The organism is Ketobacter sp. GenoA1 (genome assembly GCF_003671475.1).
Lineage (GTDB): Bacteria > Pseudomonadota > Gammaproteobacteria > Pseudomonadales > Ketobacteraceae > Ketobacter.
The window spans coordinates 1,040,293-1,058,671 of record NZ_RCHM01000042.1; the positions used below are offsets into that span (position 1 = coordinate 1,040,293).

Here is an 18,379-nt window from a genome sequence, read left to right on the forward strand (position 1 = left end):
ACTTAAGGCATAATAACTCACAATTCATTGCCTGGGCTAATTCATTGACACAGCTACTGCCAGATAAAATCGTCATCATGTTTGCTGATGTATCCGGCAGCACGCAACTTTATGAGCGACTTGGCGACAGCGAAGCCCACGATTGCATATCCGCCAGCTTGGATCGTATTGTTCAGCATGCCCGTCGCTATGACGGGCATCTGGTTGAAACCATTGGCGATGAAGCCATGCTGATGTTTGCAGACTGTGATGATGCAGCCCAGGCTGCCATCGCCATGCAGCAGCACTTTTTTCGTGATCCGGTTGCCAATGACCAGTTTGTCAAAATTCGAATCGGCTTTCACTTCGGCCCGATAGAATACGATTCCACCGGACACCCTTTTGGTGATACGGTGAATGTCGCAGCCCGGGTCGCCGCGCTGTGTGAGGCGGGGCGCGTGATCGCTACAGACTCAACGGTGCGCTGCCTTACCGATGGTGACGTGTTCCAGCTGCGCCCCTATCAGACCACCAGGGTGAAAGGTAAATCCAAACCCATACGGGTTCAGGAGGTGGTGTGGGACCGGGAAGATTCCACCTCCATGGTGAACGCCACCCAGTTTACCCAACTGACCCAGCTGGAAAACCTGCCTTTTGAGTTGCAACTGTATTACCAGGGACAGATTATCGAAATGATTCCCGGGCAGGGGCCGTTCCTGATCGGGCGTGACGCATCCTGTAATCTGGTCATCGACAGCGCCCTGGCGTCCCGAGCCCATGCCCGTTTGGAATTTCGCTGGGGCGAGTTCGTCTTAACCGACCACAGTACGAACGGAACCTATGTGGAAGCGATGCGCGGTAAAAGAGAGGGGGATGGCGCTTCAGTGCGCTTGCACCGCCGGGAAATGGTGTTGAGTGGAATGGGAAAAATTGCCATTGGCACCAAGGTTGAGCAGGCCACTGAAGTCAACCTGCTCGGCTACAAGATCGAGCAACATTAGTTACTGCTTCAGCTGCAGCTCAATACGATCCAGAGCCTGTGACACCTTTTGTAGCTCTTCATTGGTCACCCGACTGATTTCTTCCAGCACTTCAGCATTTTCCAGCTGAATGGCCTGCTCTTCCGAATCAGCCGATAATCCGCTGCGGTAGTCTTTCTGAATGGCTTCCAGCCGAGACAGTAATTCGTCTTTTTTCTCTTGTAGTTCTTTCTGTTTCTGAAGCAAATCAGCTGACATAGTACACACTCCCAATATTGTGTCTTGGATTTCATCGTAACCCGGGTCCAACCCGTTACCATTGACGATCATCAAGATTCATTGCCGATGCTCATCAACCCGGGCGGCCATCCACTCTCGGTGACAATAGGATAGCAGTATAGCGCCCGAGATAAATGGCAAATGCCAGGACCCAGCAGGCAGCGGTAATACTGATGCCCAACCGCCATTCCAGCTGCCCGGCACTGGTGGCTACCCGTAGAATCGCGGCAGCCTGAACCAAAATGAAAGCCACAACCAACCCCGCCGGTAACACCAGTGGGCGGCCTGTGTGGCCCAGCGATACCCTGGCCATGATCCCCAGTATAAGTGAGGCAATGGCACCTGCGCCTGCCGCATGAACCCAGGTGCTGACAGGCGCCAGATCAAATTTGCCCGCCGCCAACAGCAGCAGGGCGGCGGGAATCCACAGAAAAGACAGGTGCAGAATCCACAGCAGTGGTTCCGCCTTTACCCGCCAACCCCGCCATGCCACTATTCGTGCCAGGTGGCTGCTGCCGGCCACCAGGGCCAACGCCCCGGTTAGCAGGCTATTTTGAACCGGCAGGGCTGCGCACAGCAACAGGCTGCTATCCAGTGCCAGTTGATCCAAACGAGGGTAAGTGCGCACGCCCTCGGCACTGAGCCCCTGTTTGCTCAGCCAGGTTGCTGAGAACGCCGGGGTGATGCGGCCCCCGATTACGGCCATGATCATCAATAGGGTGATGATGGCTGCCTCTGACCAATATCCCTGGTCGGTTAACAAGAAACCAATCTGAGTCACCCAATACAGCCCCACCAGGACGATCAAGCCATATTGACGCCGCTGGCGGACCTTCCACACCCGTAACCCTGCATCCAATAGCACCAGCGGCAGAAACACAAGATTGATCGACACCAATACAAACTCCGGGACACCCGGATTAATCAACATGACCACACGCCCCATGAGCCAAACCAGCCAGAGCAACAGCAACCTGACACCGTGCAAGCGCTCTGTGTTCGTCCATACGCAGACCGCGGTAAGCAGAAACCCAGCGATGGCGGGGCTGACAAAGCCGTACAACATTTCATGTTGATGCCAGTGCAGGGCGGGGAGGGGAAAAGAATAATGCAAAGCGCCACTCATGACCGCAACCCAGAGCATCATTACCACCATCGCCCAGATGCTGGTCGATAAAAAGAAAATGCGAAACGGATAATCGAAAGCCCGCTTGAGTTGTGTTTCCATGCTGTGATACTACCTCTATACTCAATTTAGGTCTCATATCAGAGCAGTGTAATCGTTCTCAGTGAAACCAACATTGATCCAGGTGGGGATTCCGGGCGGAATAGCGTCAGCAGCCGAATGAATGAAAAACCGTACCATGACCAAAAACGGCAATGCCGTCATTGCCTGATCTGCAATACGGAGCTTGGCCCCCACATCCGCGGCCGGGACAGTGATGATGTCTGCAACGATTCCCAGTGCCAGCACCTGCACAGACAACGACTCACCATGGCTCCGGAAGTATACAAGCCACATCTGGCCTTCCAGCAAAAACTGATCCGCACCCGTAAGCTCCGGGAACAGACCAGGCAGGAACACATCAAGGCTGTTCAGAACCGGGAGCGAGAGCAAAACCTGCGCATTGCCAACGCAATGGTCGAGCACAACCCGGAGCTTGCGAAGAATTCCATTGAAGTGGTGATGATTCCCACCGGTCTCTCACAAATGATCAAGCTGGACGCAGACCGGATCGACGCATACCGGAGCCATTTGCAACAGGTGGCCAGCGAGGCAATGGACGCCGACAACGCCGCCTCCATTCCTGTTGATCAACATGTGTTGGCAAAAGAACGGTTATTACAGCAGGAGGCCTATCTGAGCAAACACCCTCATGTTCGGGATCGCAGCGATCAATTATGTACACTCTGTCGAGGTGGTTGTTGTGCTTCGGGAGCCAACCATGGTTTTATCAGCTCCATTACCATCAGAAGGCAACTTGATGCGGAACCGCAGTTGAGTGGTGAGCAAATTGTTCAACGCTACCTGGGATACTTACAGGATGAGTCCATCAATGGTGCCTGCATCAATCAGACCGACCGCGGTTGTGCTTTGCCTCGGGAGTTACGCTCTGATGTGTGCAACGTTTATTTTTGCGATGAGTTAAAGTCCCATCAGGCTGCGTTGGAAACCGACTCTGCAGATCTACCAACCATTGTTATCCAACGCACCAATCACAATTGGAATCGATTTGAAACACCGCATATCAATCCGGTAGAAAAGGTGTTCCTGATTAAGGAAGGCCAACTCATCGAGCTGGAGCAAAATACACCTGATTAACCGCTGATGCCATACAGCAAAGGCCCAAAGCCGACGATCAGAAGCGTAGTGCCCATTACCAACAATGGCAACAACAGGCGCTCATGACGATAATAAAATGTGTCCCCCTCATGGCTGGCTGCCAATGCCTCTTCTTCCCCTACAACCTGACGGGTGAAAATATGGCTTAGTGCCACCGGCGGGCTTAAGTAGCCCAGCTCCAGAGCCACCAGGCAGGTCATCCAAAAATGGATCGGATCAATGCCCTGCTCATAGGCAATGGGGGCAATGGCAATGGAGACCAGTCCGACCGCAGCCATGCTTTCCATGAACATACCAATGAAGACAAACATCAACATGAGTGCCCCCATAATCAGGAAACCATTATCAATGTCATACAGGAATGTGGCGGCGACCGCTTCACCCCCCAGACTGCTTATGATCATGAACGTTGACATCAGCATCAGCAGACCGCCAATGTGGATGGATGCATCAGTCATGGATTTGGTGAGCGAACCGGGCAGGGTGGGTATGCGCTCCGGCTCATCGTACAGAGGTTTATCTTTGCTTATGGTACGTTCGTATACAATGATCCAGAATATAATAACCGGGAGAATAACCGGGGCGGAAAACTGATCCAGCCTGGCATCCAGAATCCAGTAATAGGCAGACGCTACCGCCATAAAAATCAGAAAATAGAAGAGCAGAGGCCTGGCGTGACGAAGAGAAACCGGCAGCGCTTCATTGACGGGGGCGATGCGCAATGGGTCTTTACGGGTGATCATGGCGTATACGAAGAATACGAATGCTGTGAGCAGGAAGACTCGAATACCCCAATAGAACAGATCATCGCTGACCACTTCCTTATTCAGGATGGATACGATAATCACAATCAAACAGGGTTTTAACACAATCCCCGAGCTGCCGCTCATTGCAGTGGCGGCCAACGCCAACTGGCGGCGCGTGCCTACTTTGCGCAGTTCACGGTAGACTACAGCCCCCATGGCCAGAATAATGATTGAGGATGCACCGGTATAAGCGGTCGGCAGTGCCATTACAACAATGGCGACAAATGCCAGAATCTCGGGCGGCAAACGCCACGGTGTGAACAGGCTGAAGACCCTTTCACCCAGTTGGGTTTGTTTCAATAACATACCGCACCAAAGGTACAGGGCCACATCGATATAGGTACCGGATTGATCAAAGAAGGCGCTGAAATACAATGAAAGGCCTGCCAGGTGCCCCTGATCCACGATGACAATGAAGGCAAACAGCAACATGACAATGGTGTACAGTGGAATAGACAGAAATGCCCGGCCAATGGTGCCGCCTTTGGGGGCGTCCTGCGGCATGTTAAACAGGTCTTTCAATGCCAGCAGCGCCAGCACAGTAGCCCCAATGACCATGCCGTTAATCAGTTCAGGGTTGTTGGATTGAATCTCAGAATCCAACATGTTGAAACGAAACTTCCAGGCGGATATGGCCAGCGCACTGTTGGCAACCAGCTGCAAACTCAGCGATACCTGAAAGTCCAGTTTGGAGACCATCGGCCGGAAACTGATGTGGTGCCGCCTGAGCGTTGCCACCGCCGCGGACATAAACAACAGAATCAGCAACAATAGTTGTTGTTTGTCGGTGGAAAAAATGCTGGCTTGGGAAAACTTCTCTTCAATGGCACTGAATATCCGGATCGCCGGGGTTACCTGATCCCGGTGTGCCGTTGCCTGAGTGTACTCCAGTTGGCATTGACGAATCTGGTTCTCAAGGGAGGTTCGTGCCGATGCCCGGTCGAAGCCTTCATCAAACAAATCAAAATCGCCGGCGGAAGAGGCTGCCTCAGCCTCAAGCTGATTCAGGCGTTGCTCAATATTGATGTCCGGATCGCAGTTGGGATCGGAAATGTCGGCACGCAGAATAAAATAATCTTCCCAGATTGCTGCACCCAACTGCGTGATCTGCCCGTGCACACTTTCACCGGTACGGGCAAATATGATGAATATCAATAAACACAGAATAGCGATTATGGGTAATCGCTCCAGCAAACGGGTTTTGTTTTCACTACTACTTTGCATGATCAGTTCATTCACAGCGATTACCGATATTGTTCTTAATTATTCTTTTATTATTCCGCGTTGGGATCTGTACATTCAGCCAGCGTGGGATCTTTCTTACAGCGAATTTTACGTAACAAGGTGAGCATCTTGGGGTCGTAAACATCCTGATCACGGAAAGACAGGCGGATTTGCCGTGTTTGCGTTTGGTATTCTTCCTGGCCTTTGCTGTCCAGTGGTATCCATAGATCCTCGGGGATGTTGTTCTCTGCTTCACGCACAAATTTCAGGGTTGCGTCAAAGTTTTTCACGAAGTACTCACGGGATTTTTGTGCGAAGTTTTCCGGCAATTTACTTGAGCGGGCTACAAACTGGATGTTGCCCTGCATCACCGGGTTTTCCAGGATACCCCCGTTAGGCCGCAAGCCTTTTTCCAATTCCATCATTTCGTACACAATGGCAGGGCCGCCGGTAATATCGATGGCGTTATTGTTGAACTTCTGGAATATGTTGGTAAGGGTGGATGAAACCGGAGTCATACCCAGGTCCACCACTAATTGTCGCATTTCTGGCATGGTATCCAGCACGGCCATTCGTTTGCCCGCCAGATCCGATATGCTTTTCATGGTATTGTCGTTAGTGAAGATAAAGACGGCCCCTGCCGGTTGAATACCGACTATTTCAAAGTCGCCGTTGCGCATATATTTCGCGGCGGAAGGTTTTGCCAGCGTTTGCAACACCGTACGCAGGTGATCGTAGGTGGGCATGGCGGCGGGCGCGTCCAGGGTTCCGGTAAACTTATTGAAGGCCCGGGCCTGCAGGCTGGGCATATTGGCAATATCACAGGTACCGGATTTTAGTTCCTCCACCACGATTTTATCGTGCACATAGGATTTCAGCTCCAGTTTTGCGCCCCACTGTAAAGCTGCTGCCTGATAGTCCAGCAGAGCCTGATGCTCGGGGCCGCCTTCGCCCATAAACATGAAAGCACACATTTTCAATGGCAGGGGCTCAGCCGCATACGCAGCGGACATTAGCAAACCGGCACCCAAGCCGGCGATGCAACCTGAAACGGTCTTCATTATTGTTTTTCTCATGGTGCGTTCCTCAGTTGTTACTCAGCGTTTTACATCACAGCAAGTCATCGATATCCATCGCATCCGTTGGCACGAACTGATCATCCCAGAAGGTGCCGAATTTGCCGAACGGCGTGCGTTGACCAGTACTGGCTGTCCACAGTTTGTCGGAAATCAGGCGCAGTCCCCGGGTAGCCATATCATCCAATAGATTCAAATCAGGATTGGCCGGGAACTCTTCTTTCATTGCTGCATGCTTACGAATCACATCTTTCACTGCCGCGTCATCGCCCTGGGTCATGTACAGGGTGGCCTCAATCAGATGTACCATGCGCACCCCGGCGGCTTCACCGGTTCGGGCGGCAAGGTCCAGGCGATCCAGACCCAGTTGCACAGCGGATTCATCACCATCCAATCTGGCTTTGGTGATATCAACCACGGCCAGCACGGCGTTGGGAACGCCCCAGAACTTATCGCTGTCAACGCAGGTCAACCCGGTCAGGGCTTTAGGCATTAAATCGAGTGGCACACCGGCGGCGCCATTGACAGAGAGGTCCATTTGCACCGCCTGCAAGCCGCCGAACATGCCGAACAAATAGGACATTTCCTCGTTTTTATCGGCAAAATCCGGGCATTCGCCACCCGGCTCACCGAAATAGCGTTCCGCAGCCTGATACCCGAAATACTGGCGCTGGGCCGCCAACGTGGTCCAGCGTTTTTGCATGGTGCGTGCATCCTGCGCAGTGGGTACATCGTTTTTCAGCATGGCCCGTAAAAAGCGCAGTTCCGCCTCTTTCGCTTTCTCATCCGCACACATTCCGGATGCCAGCGTTACCATGGGAATCATGGGATCGATGTTGGGCCCCATGGGAAACGTCATGGCCGCCATACCTTCACCCATGGCACACATGACGTCAGTGTCGTTGGAGGCCATGAACCAGGGGCTCATGTATTCGTTGCCAAACGAAACCATGCCGCTGGCTGCCATATCCCGTACTGAGCACCCTGTGGTGGCAATAATCAGGATCATCCCGGCGACGGTGCTTACCCAATACTTAGCTCTCATTTAAAAATGGTCCTTATTATTTTTTTTGTATTAAAACTATTTCTTCAGCGGGATGATATCACCCGGGAAGGTGACCCAGGCCGCAGGCCACAAGTTTGGTCATCCACCCGCAACCAACCTTTGCAATATTGCGATACCAATCAGTCATTTCAGTGGCCCAACATTTATAACACGGCACCCCGTAAGGGTGCAGGGTTTTGTTTGGAAAACAATAGTCTGAATGGATGATGTGGACCGGTTGTTGTGTCAGGATTTCCGCTGTTTATGCTGTTGTGTTTATCCTTGTTTTACTCTGCCAGCAAAAACTGACCTCCAAGATAACGCCACTGCAGTTACCGAGTCAACCGCCTGGACAAATATAATCATCTATGTTGATCATTAGTATGTAAGTTGTTGAATTATCGAGGCCGCCATCTGCAAAGGTCGATGACGGATTGATCTGGACAGTGCATTAGACGGTGGTTGACTTAGCTCCGGTTGTTTGAGATAAAAACTTAAATCAGGACAAGTATTGGGCGGTAGCATTGGTGAATTCAGCAGCAGCTCTGGTGACCGGGGCGGGTACCAGACTGGGAAGTATACTTGCAAGGCATCTGGCAACATTGGGTTACGACCTGGCCCTACACTGCAATTCATCAGTACAGGGGGCAAGGCAATTAGCCCGGGACATTGAACACATGGGCCGCCAGTGTGAAGTGTTTGTTCAGGATTTTACCGAACCCTTCGACACCGACGACTTTATTTCCAGGGTTGCTCGCCGCTTTCCCCAACTTGATTGTATTATCAATAACGCCTCAGCCTATGAGGCTGCCAATGCCCTGGACACCCATCGGGCACTGTTGGAAACCCAGCTCAGGGTGAATTTCGTTACCCCGTTCCTGTTGGCAGCCAGCTTCGCCAAAAGACTCGGCAAGGGGCAAATCATCAATATTCTGGATAACAAGATTGCCTATCAGCAATACCAATACTCAGCCTATCTGTTGTCTAAAAAAGCCTTAGCCGATTTTACCACCATGGCCGCGTTGGAGTTTGCACCAAATATCCGCTGCAATGGTATAGCACCCGGTGTTACCCTACCGGGAGAGTCCCGCGGCGACGACTACATCCAGTGGCGAATTGAAGGTATCCCCCTGGCCAGGAAAGGACGTGATTCGCATTTGACCACAACACTGGACTATATCCTCCAGAACGACTTTCTTACCGGACAGATCCTGTTTGTTGATGGTGGTGAATCCATTAACCTGGTGGGAAGAAATCATGCAAGCTATACGGATGAACAACCATGAATTCCAGTGAAGCGATCCCACAACGAGATCGACATCTGGTGATTGTCTCTGTCGGTTCCAATATTGATCCGGAGACCAACTTGCGCAAGGCACGCCACATCCTGGATAACGAAGTGGAGTTGCTGGGGGAGGCAACCGTCATTCAAACTGAACCGGATGGATACCAACAGCAGCCGGATTTTCTCAATGGCGCCTACTTATTGGGAACCACGCTTGATTATGAGGATTTCAATCAATACCTGAAGCAGGTGGAGAAGCGCCTGGGCAGAGTCAAGGGGCCGATCAAATCCGGCCCCCGCTGCATCGACCTGGACATCATTATCTGGGATGGCAATGTGGTCCACAGTGATTACACCGATAACAAACATTATGTTATCCAGCCCGTGGATGAGCTAATCAGAAATCATTCTATCCGACTCTGCGGGCAGTAGCGTTCTACACATGGATTTGCTGGACAAAGACACAATACAAGCAGCATTGCTAAGGTCCAGCAGCGAGATCCTCTCAGACAGCGGCCAGCCTGCCATTATTCTGGATCTTGCCAGTCTTTCAGAGATGGGCGCAGAGTTACTGTCCAGGCTGGCGGATTGGGCAGGTATGCAACCCTGCCCGATCATTGGCGTGGGATCCGAGGCCGCCGCCGCCGCCCATTGTGTGGATGTCATTGCCGAGACCCGCGCGGGCGCAAAACTGCTTGCCAAACGCATCGCCTCTTACCCGCAGGCCTCAACGGTGCTGGTCCAGGTGTTAAGAGCGGTGGAACACGTATCCCCGGCGCAAGGGCTTATTATCGAATCCCTGGCCTATGCAACCCTGCAGTCGGGTTTTGAATTCAAGCGCTGGCTTGACCGGCAACCGCAGCAAAGTAATTCCGAATGTAACCCAGCAGACGGCCCCGCGATCAACGTAATCCGTGAGGGGGAACAGTTGAACCTGCAGCTCAATCGACCGCAGAATGATAATGCCTATTCCGTGGAGATGCGCGATGCGTTGATGGAGGTACTGCAACTGGTGGAACTGGACAATACCATCAGAAAAGTCAACGTCAGCGCAGCGGGGCGTTGCTTTTGTACCGGTGGCGAACTAACGGAATTCGGCAAGGTGGAAACGCCCGCCAGCGCCCATCTGATTCGTTCACAGGTTTCGCCCGCCAGACTGCTGCTGACCAATGCAGATCGAATTCATTTTTATGTGCACAAGGCCTGTGTCGGCAGCGGGATTGAGCTGCCGGCCTGTGCCGGCCGGGTTACTGCCTCAGCCAAAACCTTGTTCTGGTTACCGGAATTGTCCATGGGTTTAATCCCGGGGGCGGGAGGTTGTGTGAGTATCTCGCGCCGCATTGGTCGCCGGCGAACGGCATATCTGGTGTTGTCCGGAAAGAAAATCCAGGCCCCACAAGCATTGGAGTGGGGCCTGATTGATGCCATAGAGGCGTAAAATTCAGTACCCGCTTACGCTCTGTTGCTCTATAAACTGATTCCCTACCACACCCGGTCATATTCGGTTTTCAATAGACTTGTTTCACTTTCGATATAAAAGCTACTGGCGTTGGATCTGCTGAGATCATAGCCTGATAACTTGTACGCCAACAAAAACAATAAACGGGATAAATCTCATGACACAGCTTGATTCGACGGCGGGCGCCCGCCATCTACCTTCTCGGATTTGCACGCCGGGTGATTGGACGTTGATGTAAAAAAATTGAATACGCTTTTGGACTAAAGCCTGGAGTTATCATAATGAACAATCTTAAGAGCAGGTTGCTTGCCACCGTAATGACCCTTTGCGTTGCTGTATCCGGTTGTAAACAAGTTATACCAGAGCAGGGTTTGGTGCCCGGAATTCCCTGGTTGCTTGGCTCAACCCTCATACAACTCAAACCCTTTGGATACGAAAAGGCCGAGTATTTTGTCACCGGTACTGCCCGCAGCTATGTCAGCTCAAATCCGCTTACACTGGACGGCAAGTGGATGGTAGAGCCTGATGAAGAAGCCGAATTCAAAACCAGAATGGTGGTTTACCGCCCCAGTGATCCGACAAAGTTCAACGGCACGGTCATCATCGAGTGGTTGAATGTAAGCGGTGGTACCGAGGCATCATCCGAATGGATCATGGCACATACTGAGCTGATGCGAAGCGGCTATGCATGGATTGGCGTGTCGGCCCAAAAGTCCGGGATAGATGGTAACGGGGTACAGGTGCTCGCCCTGTCGCTGCCGCTGAAAACGATCAACCCCCGGCGGTATAGTACGCTGGTTCATCCGGGAGATAAATTTTCCTATGATATTTTCTCTCAGGTAGCAAAAGCCGTTATCGACCCGCAGGATTTCAATCCACTGGGGGAGCTGACGCTGGAACGCGCCATTGCTTCAGGTGAATCACAGTCTGCAGATTATTTGCTTACGTATGTCAATGCCATCGCGCCACGGGAGAACCTTTTTGATGGCTATCTGATTCACAGCCGGATTCACGGATCAGCGCCATTGACACCTGACCCTTTGGCAAGCGATTTGAATTTTGAATCCCGGGACTCAGTGCAGGTGCGCGATGACCTGCCGGTGCCGGTATTGATGCTGCAAACCGAAACCGATCTGACCATATTGGGCTCCTACCCGGACCGGCAGCCCGATACCGATAGGTTTCGTCTGTGGGAGGTAGCCGGATCCGCCCATGCCGATCGCTACGTTGGCAATCTTGGATTGGTGGATAAAGGGGATAACCCAAATGTTGCGGCGGTGGTGGAAAGCCGTTACGCGGTCCCGGTGCTTGTGAAATGCGATGAGCCAGTGAACTCCGGCCCGCAGCATTTTGTGGTAAAGGCCGCTATCGCCGCGCTGGACAGCTGGATCCGTAGCGGAGTGCCGCCAACACCGGCAGAAAGACTGGCCGTTGATGAATTAACCGCTACGATCATTCGTGATGAATATGGCAACGCGTTGGGAGGAATACGTACCCCCTACGTGGATGTTCCCGTGGCGGCGCTGTCAGGAGAGGGGCAGCCCGGCGACGTGTTCTGTGCCATCTATGGAACAACCCGGCTGCTTGACGACGACACATTGGCTTCGCTGTACCCAAGTAATGCAGACTATGTGGAAGCGGTGTCCGATTCAGTTGACAGTGCGGTCAGCAAAGGGTTTCTGCTTGAACCGGATGGTGACCTGATCAAAGCGTGGGCTGAGCTTTCTGGTATTGGAGACTGATACAGTCCTGCTTTTGATAGACTGGAGTACCCTGATTAAATACCAGTTTAACATGATCGCTGTGCAGTGTTCTTCGTGCCAATAACCAGGGCCGATCCAACAAACAGAGATCGGCGGTGGCACCCACCTCAAGCTGACGCAATTTACCAGGTGAGTGAAGGCCGCCAAGGTAGAGAGCAAGCGCCTGTTCCGGGCTCAGCACTTCGTCGCCAGTCAACACGTGGCCGGAAGAGGTGCGGCGCGTGACCGCTGCCCGCATTGAACTCCAGGGATCAGGGCAGCCAAAGGGCGCATCAGAACTCCCTGCCAGCGCGATACCGCTATTGACGAAGGCAGCACAACGGTACAGGTGGGGCAGTGAATCCGCTGCCACGTCCTGCCGGTATGTGTCGCCTTTTTCAAATATAAATTGCGGCTGGGTCACCACCGTCAGGTCCAGAGCCTTTATCTTTTCCAACAGATAGTCCGGGGTCACGGAGGCATGCTCAATACGGTCACCCTGAATGGTACCGGCATCTTCCAGTGCGGTAATACTGAACAGCATCTCGATTTCCGTAACCGCGTGGATCGCCACCGCTACCCCGTGTTCATGGCTCAAGGTTATTCTATCCACCAAATCCTGCAGCGCAGGAAGCCGGCTTTCATGTAAATGAATTTTGACAGGCCCGGGCATCACACTGTCTGTTGGATTGGTTTGCGTGAAAGGTTTGTTCCTGGCCAGTTGAACGTGCTGCAGAAGGTTGTTCTGTTGTCTTAACCGCTTAAACAGTGAAAATGTTTCCTGATCATTGGATGGCGTCATATCAGAAAACGCGGTAATACCGAAAGCGGCCAAGCGGCGGCTGGCCTCAGCAACCGGCGGTAAATGACGGCCGAGCAGGTCTCCCAAGGATTGATCGGCATCGTAAAAACGTCCGCTTTCCAAGCTGCTTGCCGTTAACGGATGGTTGGAATTTTGCTGTTCCATGGCCAGTTTCAGCTGCTCAATGGCGGCAGAATTGTATATCCATAATCGCCCCGTTCGATGTTGTATTCGTACGGGGCGATGGTCGCAGCATTGGTCAATCCAGTGACGATCAATGTCGCCTGCCACACTTTCGTGGTATCCAAAACCTCTTAGCCAGGTGTCGCCTGGGGTTTGCCGCAACAATTCAGCCAGCTGTATACCGTTAGCCACTTTCGATGGGCTGCAATCGATGGACGAAAGGGAAGCGGCGTAACTCAAAAAATGGATATGGTGATCCGTGAGACCCGGTAACAATGCACCACCGGCAGCATCCACAACAGGCTCGCCATGCAAAGGCTGCAAGCGACCCATCTCCACAATGATGCCGCCATCAATTCTGAGATCATACAAACCGACCTGATAAACTTCCGCATTAGTGATCAGCATTTCCAGCCACATTCATTCTGTTGTTGTTTTTACTTTTTTGCTACCAAGCCCAATCAACCTATCACATTACTGCAGCGGGGTGCACACCAGGGCATCAAATCAGGCTATTGCCAACAGTACCCTGCTCCTGAAACACACTTTCCGTATGTTGCCCGGGCATTGCCGTGGGCAAACGGGCCTGCCGCGCTCCCGCCGGGAACAGCGCTCCTAAGTCACGGCTATGACGAATCCAGCGGCGGCAGGATTCCAATACCTCATGCCGGTTCAGGCTCATCTCATTGTGCAGGCAACGGGCGGTGATTTCCTGAAGGGATAGTGCAATGAGTTCACTAGCACCAGTGCGGAAGGATTGCCAAGCATACAATGCCCCGTGAATGCCGGTTAGCGGGTCTGCTATTGCATCTCCCACAAACTGATAACGACCGGTAGCTTCGTACATTATCCGGCATAGCCCCGCCGCAGCCCCCGCATCATCACCAAACCCAATCCGCGAACCCTGCGGTTCAGTGCGGCCATAACCAGTGATGCTGAGCCAGACTCGGCCACGCTTTGCCTGCACCCAGCGTTCAGCATGAATACCCAGATGATGGAGGGCTCTGGGCCGGGATGCCTCGATTACTATATCCGCCCTGTCCATAAGCTGATGCAGTCGGTGGATTCCGAACTCTGAACCAAAATCCAGTACCACCGACTCTTTGCCCTGATTCATCAATTGATAGAAGAGGGGGTTGCCTTCACGGGCGCCATCGTAACGGTTACTGCCTTCGACTTTAATCACACGGCATCCGGCAGCTTGCAGCAAACTGCCGCACAGGGGCCCGGCCCAGAGCGAAGACAGATCCACCACCAAAGGCTGCGTGAACCTACCGGTTTGCTGCGGTTGCCAGTCTGCACCAAGCTCAATTTTGGCCAGCGGCTCCATCGGTGGCGGAGGCAGCAGGTCAGCCCGGGCGGCCGCCAGGCCCAGGCAATGAGCCTGGCGGAGCAATGGGCCCACCTCGAGATCCCGGCAGATCGTAGCCAGAAGCGGCCATTGATTGGCGGCAACGTTCAGGTGATCGACCCAGGGGCCCAACCACGCCGGGATAAGTTCCCAATCGGAAGAGCGGGGCAAATTAATGGCCAGAACACCATCTCTGCACTGTACAAGATGGCAGCTACCGCCAGGACTGAAGCCGTGCTTAGGCTTAAGGCCTAAAATAGCAGCGCGCTCATACAGAAGCTGGGAGCCTGATACTAAACCTTTGGTTAAGGGTGCTATGCGGGTAAAGCGATTAAGTGCCTCATTGGCGCTGTTGGCCAGGGGCAGCAAATCCAAAACACTCTGAGTCATGTTCAGAAAGCTAATACTGGCTGAGTACAAATACAAGGCACTATTTGTAACCCCGCCCACCCCGGCAAACCGGTTTCGGGGATGATTGCACCGAATTTATATGTCCGGACATATAATTATATTATTGATGATGGCATAGTGTCCTGATTCTATTTATTCCGCCTGTTACGCCTTGCAGTGCATCCTATTTCATTATTTATCCGGACAACTATTCACAACCTACAACATTTGAAGATATACTGGCACGAAACAACGATTAACAGGGACTCCCCATGACAGAACTTAGATTCGATAACCGTGTCGCGGTTATAACCGGCGCCGGAAGAGGGCTTGGAGCGGCTTACGCCAGATTATTGGCCTCTCGTGGTGCAAAAATCGTTGTCAACGATCCGGGCGTGAGCATGGGCGGCGACGGTGGCGACGCCGGACCAGCCCAGCAAGTGGTGGATGAGATCATCGCAGCCGGTGGTACCGCCATCGCCAATACGGACAGCGTGGCAACACCGGAGGGTGGAGCCGCCATAGTCGAAGCTGCGCTCAAGGAATATGGCAGCGTCGATATACTGATTCACAACGCCGGCATCGTGCGGCGCGGTCCACTTAAAGAATTGTCATACGAAGATTTTGAAAGCGTGCTTGATGTTCACCTAAGGGGCGGTTTTCACGTCGTCCGTGCGGCGTTTCCCCGCATGTGTGACGCGCGCTACGGCAGAATCATCCTGACCGGCTCCATCAATGGCCTGTATGGTAATCGTGATGTGGTGAACTACAGTGTGGCGAAGGCCGGTCTGATTGGATTATCCAATGTGGCTGCCATAGAAGGGGAAGAGTTCAACATCAAGAGCAACATTATTCTGCCCGGTGCGGTTACCCGCATGGCAGAGGGGCTGGATACCAGTAAATTTCCACCCATGGATCCGGAATTGGTTGCACCGGCCGTAGCTTGGATGGCGCACGAATCCTGCACCCTGAGTGGCGAAATGCTGGTATCCATCGCCGGACGCATGGCACGCGCCTACGCCGCTGAAACCCGGGGCGTTCATCGACCGGAATGGACTATCGAAGACGTTGCCGCAGAGATAGAGGCAATATGCGATACCCATGCACCTCTTCGGTTTCCCCCTGTTCCCACAGGTCATTTGGATCATTTGCGATACAGCTTCGAAATGGCCTCCAAAAACTAGGCTGCCCCCCCTTTAAACGGCTTGCCTCACAAAGCTTGCCCGACCCTATCGAGCTTTTTAGGGTCGGGCTTTTTTTTGGGGTCGGGCTTTTTCGGCCGACTCCATCTGCGGAAGCCGCGTGCTGGGCGCCAACGGACAAGCAGATTACATTGTCCGGACATATAAGTATTCTATTTATCTCATAACAACCTCATAACAAACGCATTTGACCCACATAATAAAATATATCTGGACATATTATTATCTTATCTGATGCCCGATAGCCCCCTCAAACCCCAACTTTCAATAGATTATTAATCAACATTGATGTACATTTATAGGCATGCTTGGTGCCCTCAATTCCGGCCTAACTAAACCTTGCCAATCGGATTGCAGGCTCCTATTGCAGGCTCCTACTAATTGCAGGCTCCAATATGAACAACACCCTAATTGAATCACGATGCCGGTGTTGCCTGCTTACTACACCGGCGTCGGCACGATCAACAACGAAGGTTCTGCACTTATGACGGCAAAAGTTTACGAACGCATCCTGGATCTATTGGAAGCAGAGGGAATTAATACGCTGTTTGGGATTCCCGATCCGGGCTTTATTCACATGGCCATGACAGCAGAAGGTCGTGGCTGGAATGTGGTATCCCCGCACCATGAGCAGGCCGGTGGATTTATGGCTGATGCCTGGTCCCGAATGACGGGAAAGCCAGGGGTATGTTTCGGCACCCAAGGCCCAGGGGTTTCCAACCTGGCTGCAGCCATGATAGTGGCAGCAAAAGAGAATGCCCCCACTATTTTCTTCGGTGGACAGCGCTCCAGAGTTGCATACCAAAGAGCCCGCCGGGGCAGAATACAGTTCATCGACCAGGTTTCCAATTTCAAGCCCATGATGAAGTACGTGGGGATCATAGAGGAACCTGATCAGTGTGATGAGATCGTGCGCGAAGCCATCCGCCAGGTCACCTCCGGTAAGCCCGGGCCGGCCTATATTGAATTGCCCCTCAGCGTTATTCATGAGCAATTCAATTGGCCCCCCATAACACCACCGGAAACATACAGATTGGTGGAACAGGCCGCCAGCGCGCCGATGATTGCCAGGGCCGTTGCCTTGATTCAGGCCGCAAAAAATCCGGTTCTGTTGGTGGGCCAGGGCATGTTCACCTCAAGATCTCATCAGGTAGTGGGGCAACTGGCGAAGCTGATGGACTGCCCCATATTGCAGACTTCCGGGTGTGCCATGGTGATAGCAGGAATGGAGGATCGAACCTTTGCCTATGGCTTTTCACCGGCAGGCCGCGCTGCTGCAAACGAATCGGATCTATGTATTGCCATCGGTACTGAATTGGGTGAACCGGTGCACATGGGTATTGGTCGTCATTGGGAAAAAAATGACAACAACCGAAAATGGATTCACATCGAGCGTGATGGTATGGCCATGAACGTGAATCGCCCCATTGATGTACCGCTGGTGGGCGATATCCGGGATGTGGTACCACAGCTGATTGAAGCATTGGCGGCGACACCACGCACCCCATCAGCGGAATTCACACAATGGAAAACGCTTCAGCAACAGTGGAAAGCTGAGTTGCTGGCGTCAGTGCCATCCGGCTCCAGACCGGTACATCCTGCACGTTTTATCGTAGAGGCAACCAAAGCCATACCGGGCGACGCCATTTATGCAGCCGACGGTGGCTCCGTTACCATCTTCGGGTGGACCTATTCTCAGTATCAGCCTCGGGATCTGGTATGGAATCAGAATACAGGACACCTGGGCACTGGCTTACCTTATGCCGTTGGCGCGGCCATAGCCGCTGATGGTAAACGGCCGGTTGTGCTGGTTACCGGCGATTCCTCCTTTATGTTTCACATTGCAGAGCTGGAAACCGCAGTGCGCAAGAAGCTCCCGATTGTCTGTGTGGTAGGTTGCGATTACTCCTGGGGTTTGGAGGTGGGTTGCTGGCGCAAACAGGTGGGCCCCGATTCTCCCGAGACCGAAGCGCACTGGGGGGACTGGGTTCGGTTTGACCAGATTGCCAGGGGCTTCGGCGCCGAAGGCGTACTGGTGGAAAAAGAAGAAGATATTGCCGCCACGGTGGAACGCGCTATCGGCAGTGGCAGGACCACGGTGATTCAAGTACCCATCGACCCGGACGCAAATGCCATGGATGCCCCCAACTACGAAGAATTTAAATCCTGGTATACCGACTTCAAAGCGGGTTATGGGGCTGACGCAGAAGACGCTTACTAAATACAGCTGCA

Annotated in this window: 15 protein-coding genes; 8 read left to right on the forward strand and 7 right to left on the reverse strand. The window is 52.8% G+C overall.

The window, feature by feature from the left end; translation table 11 throughout:
- Positions 1–44: 44 nt before the first annotated feature.
- Positions 45–980: an adenylate/guanylate cyclase domain-containing protein gene (locus tag D9N13_RS18450; protein WP_290593029.1), complete on the forward strand. Its 936-nt coding sequence runs from the start codon at positions 45–47 to the stop codon at positions 978–980.
- Here the strand turns inward: D9N13_RS18450 and D9N13_RS18455 are convergent, their stop codons facing one another.
- Together D9N13_RS18455 and D9N13_RS18460 are read right to left on the reverse strand one after the other, a co-directional pair.
- On the reverse strand, positions 981–1,217 hold the full coding sequence (locus D9N13_RS18455) for a hypothetical protein (protein ID WP_290593031.1): 237 nt from the start codon (positions 1,215–1,217) through the stop codon (positions 981–983).
- 94 nt (positions 1,218–1,311) lie between these two features.
- A complete protein-coding gene (locus D9N13_RS18460; protein ID WP_290593033.1) occupies positions 1,312–2,466 on the reverse strand; it encodes an NnrS family protein in 1,155 nt (384 codons plus the stop codon).
- 117 nt (positions 2,467–2,583) lie between these two features.
- On the opposite strand from D9N13_RS18460, the gene D9N13_RS18465 reads away from it, so the two are divergent.
- Entirely contained in the window at positions 2,584–3,561 is a 978-nt protein-coding gene (locus D9N13_RS18465) for a hypothetical protein (protein ID WP_290593034.1), read from the forward strand.
- Here the strand turns inward: D9N13_RS18465 and D9N13_RS18470 are convergent.
- From D9N13_RS18470 to D9N13_RS18480, 3 genes are read right to left on the reverse strand one after another with little or no spacing between them, the layout of a single operon-like run.
- Positions 3,558–5,612 carry a TRAP transporter large permease subunit gene (locus D9N13_RS18470; protein ID WP_290593036.1) on the reverse strand — a complete coding sequence of 685 codons (2,055 nt, stop codon included), beginning with the start codon at positions 5,610–5,612 and terminating at the stop codon, positions 3,558–3,560. The two genes, D9N13_RS18465 and D9N13_RS18470, sit on opposite strands and share 4 nt — an antisense overlap.
- 50 nt (positions 5,613–5,662) lie before the next feature.
- Positions 5,663–6,688: a putative solute-binding protein gene (locus D9N13_RS18475; protein WP_290593038.1), complete on the reverse strand. Its 1,026-nt coding sequence runs from the start codon at positions 6,686–6,688 to the stop codon at positions 5,663–5,665.
- A 34-nt stretch (positions 6,689–6,722) separates the two neighbouring features.
- A complete protein-coding gene (locus D9N13_RS18480; protein ID WP_290593040.1) occupies positions 6,723–7,733 on the reverse strand; it encodes a hypothetical protein in 1,011 nt (336 codons plus the stop codon).
- Positions 7,734–8,281: 548 nt separating this feature from the next.
- Between D9N13_RS18480 and D9N13_RS18485 the strand changes: the two genes are divergently transcribed.
- From D9N13_RS18485 to D9N13_RS18500, 4 genes are all read left to right on the forward strand, one after another.
- Positions 8,282–9,019: an SDR family NAD(P)-dependent oxidoreductase gene (locus tag D9N13_RS18485; RefSeq protein ID WP_290593121.1), complete on the forward strand. Its 738-nt coding sequence runs from the start codon at positions 8,282–8,284 to the stop codon at positions 9,017–9,019.
- Positions 9,016–9,450, forward strand: a complete 435-nt coding sequence (gene folK / locus D9N13_RS18490) for a 2-amino-4-hydroxy-6-hydroxymethyldihydropteridine diphosphokinase (RefSeq protein WP_290593042.1) — start codon at positions 9,016–9,018, stop codon at positions 9,448–9,450. Before D9N13_RS18485 ends, folK begins: the two co-directional genes overlap by 4 nt.
- 10 nt (positions 9,451–9,460) lie before the next feature.
- On the forward strand, positions 9,461–10,456 hold the full coding sequence (locus tag D9N13_RS18495; RefSeq protein ID WP_290593044.1) for an enoyl-CoA hydratase/isomerase family protein: 996 nt from the start codon (positions 9,461–9,463) through the stop codon (positions 10,454–10,456).
- 302 nt (positions 10,457–10,758) lie between these two features.
- The gene (locus tag D9N13_RS18500) at positions 10,759–12,219 is read left to right on the forward strand and encodes an alpha/beta hydrolase domain-containing protein (RefSeq protein ID WP_290593046.1); all 1,461 of its coding nucleotides are present in this window, start codon (positions 10,759–10,761) and stop codon (positions 12,217–12,219) included.
- On the opposite strand, the gene D9N13_RS18505 is transcribed toward D9N13_RS18500, so the two are convergent.
- Complete coding sequence (locus D9N13_RS18505; RefSeq protein ID WP_290593048.1) at positions 12,182–13,612, reverse strand: amidohydrolase family protein; 1,431 nt, start codon at positions 13,610–13,612, stop codon at positions 12,182–12,184. The genes D9N13_RS18500 and D9N13_RS18505 overlap by 38 nt on opposite strands.
- Positions 13,613–13,706: 94 nt before the next feature.
- Positions 13,707–14,945, reverse strand: coding sequence for a CoA transferase (locus tag D9N13_RS18510; RefSeq protein WP_290593050.1), 1,239 nt, complete (start codon positions 14,943–14,945; stop codon positions 13,707–13,709).
- A gap of 272 nt (positions 14,946–15,217) precedes the next feature.
- Between D9N13_RS18510 and D9N13_RS18515 the strand changes: the two genes are divergently transcribed.
- Both D9N13_RS18515 and D9N13_RS18520 read left to right on the forward strand, forming a co-directional pair.
- Positions 15,218–16,129: an SDR family NAD(P)-dependent oxidoreductase gene (locus D9N13_RS18515; protein ID WP_290593052.1), complete on the forward strand. Its 912-nt coding sequence runs from the start codon at positions 15,218–15,220 to the stop codon at positions 16,127–16,129.
- A 502-nt stretch (positions 16,130–16,631) separates the two neighbouring features.
- Entirely contained in the window at positions 16,632–18,368 is a 1,737-nt protein-coding gene (locus tag D9N13_RS18520; protein WP_290593054.1) for a thiamine pyrophosphate-binding protein, read from the forward strand.
- Positions 18,369–18,379 lie beyond the last annotated feature (11 nt).

Bases quoted from the DNA above. Each gene is read 5' to 3' on its own strand.
- D9N13_RS18475 (WP_290593038.1), bottom strand. From the start codon at position 6,688: ATGAGAAAAACAATAATGAAGACCGTTTCAGGTTGCATCGCCGGCTTG.
- D9N13_RS18480 (WP_290593040.1), bottom strand. From the start codon at position 7,733: ATGAGAGCTAAGTATTGGGTAAGCACCGTCGCCGGGATGATCCTGATT.
- D9N13_RS18470 (WP_290593036.1), bottom strand. From the start codon at position 5,612: ATGCAAAGTAGTAGTGAAAACAAAACCCGTTTGCTGGAGCGATTACCC.
- D9N13_RS18510 (WP_290593050.1), bottom strand. From the start codon at position 14,945: ATGACTCAGAGTGTTTTGGATTTGCTGCCCCTGGCCAACAGCGCCAAT.
- D9N13_RS18460 (WP_290593033.1), bottom strand. From the start codon at position 2,466: ATGGAAACACAACTCAAGCGGGCTTTCGATTATCCGTTTCGCATTTTC.
- D9N13_RS18495 (WP_290593044.1), top strand. From the start codon at position 9,461: ATGGATTTGCTGGACAAAGACACAATACAAGCAGCATTGCTAAGGTCC.
- D9N13_RS18505 (WP_290593048.1), bottom strand. From the start codon at position 13,612: ATGCTGATCACTAATGCGGAAGTTTATCAGGTCGGTTTGTATGATCTC.
- D9N13_RS18500 (WP_290593046.1), top strand. From the start codon at position 10,759: ATGAACAATCTTAAGAGCAGGTTGCTTGCCACCGTAATGACCCTTTGC.
- D9N13_RS18455 (WP_290593031.1), bottom strand. From the start codon at position 1,217: ATGTCAGCTGATTTGCTTCAGAAACAGAAAGAACTACAAGAGAAAAAA.
- D9N13_RS18520 (WP_290593054.1), top strand. From the start codon at position 16,632: ATGACGGCAAAAGTTTACGAACGCATCCTGGATCTATTGGAAGCAGAG.
- D9N13_RS18515 (WP_290593052.1), top strand. From the start codon at position 15,218: ATGACAGAACTTAGATTCGATAACCGTGTCGCGGTTATAACCGGCGCC.
- D9N13_RS18465 (WP_290593034.1), top strand. From the start codon at position 2,584: ATGAATGAAAAACCGTACCATGACCAAAAACGGCAATGCCGTCATTGC.
- folK (WP_290593042.1), top strand. From the start codon at position 9,016: ATGAATTCCAGTGAAGCGATCCCACAACGAGATCGACATCTGGTGATT.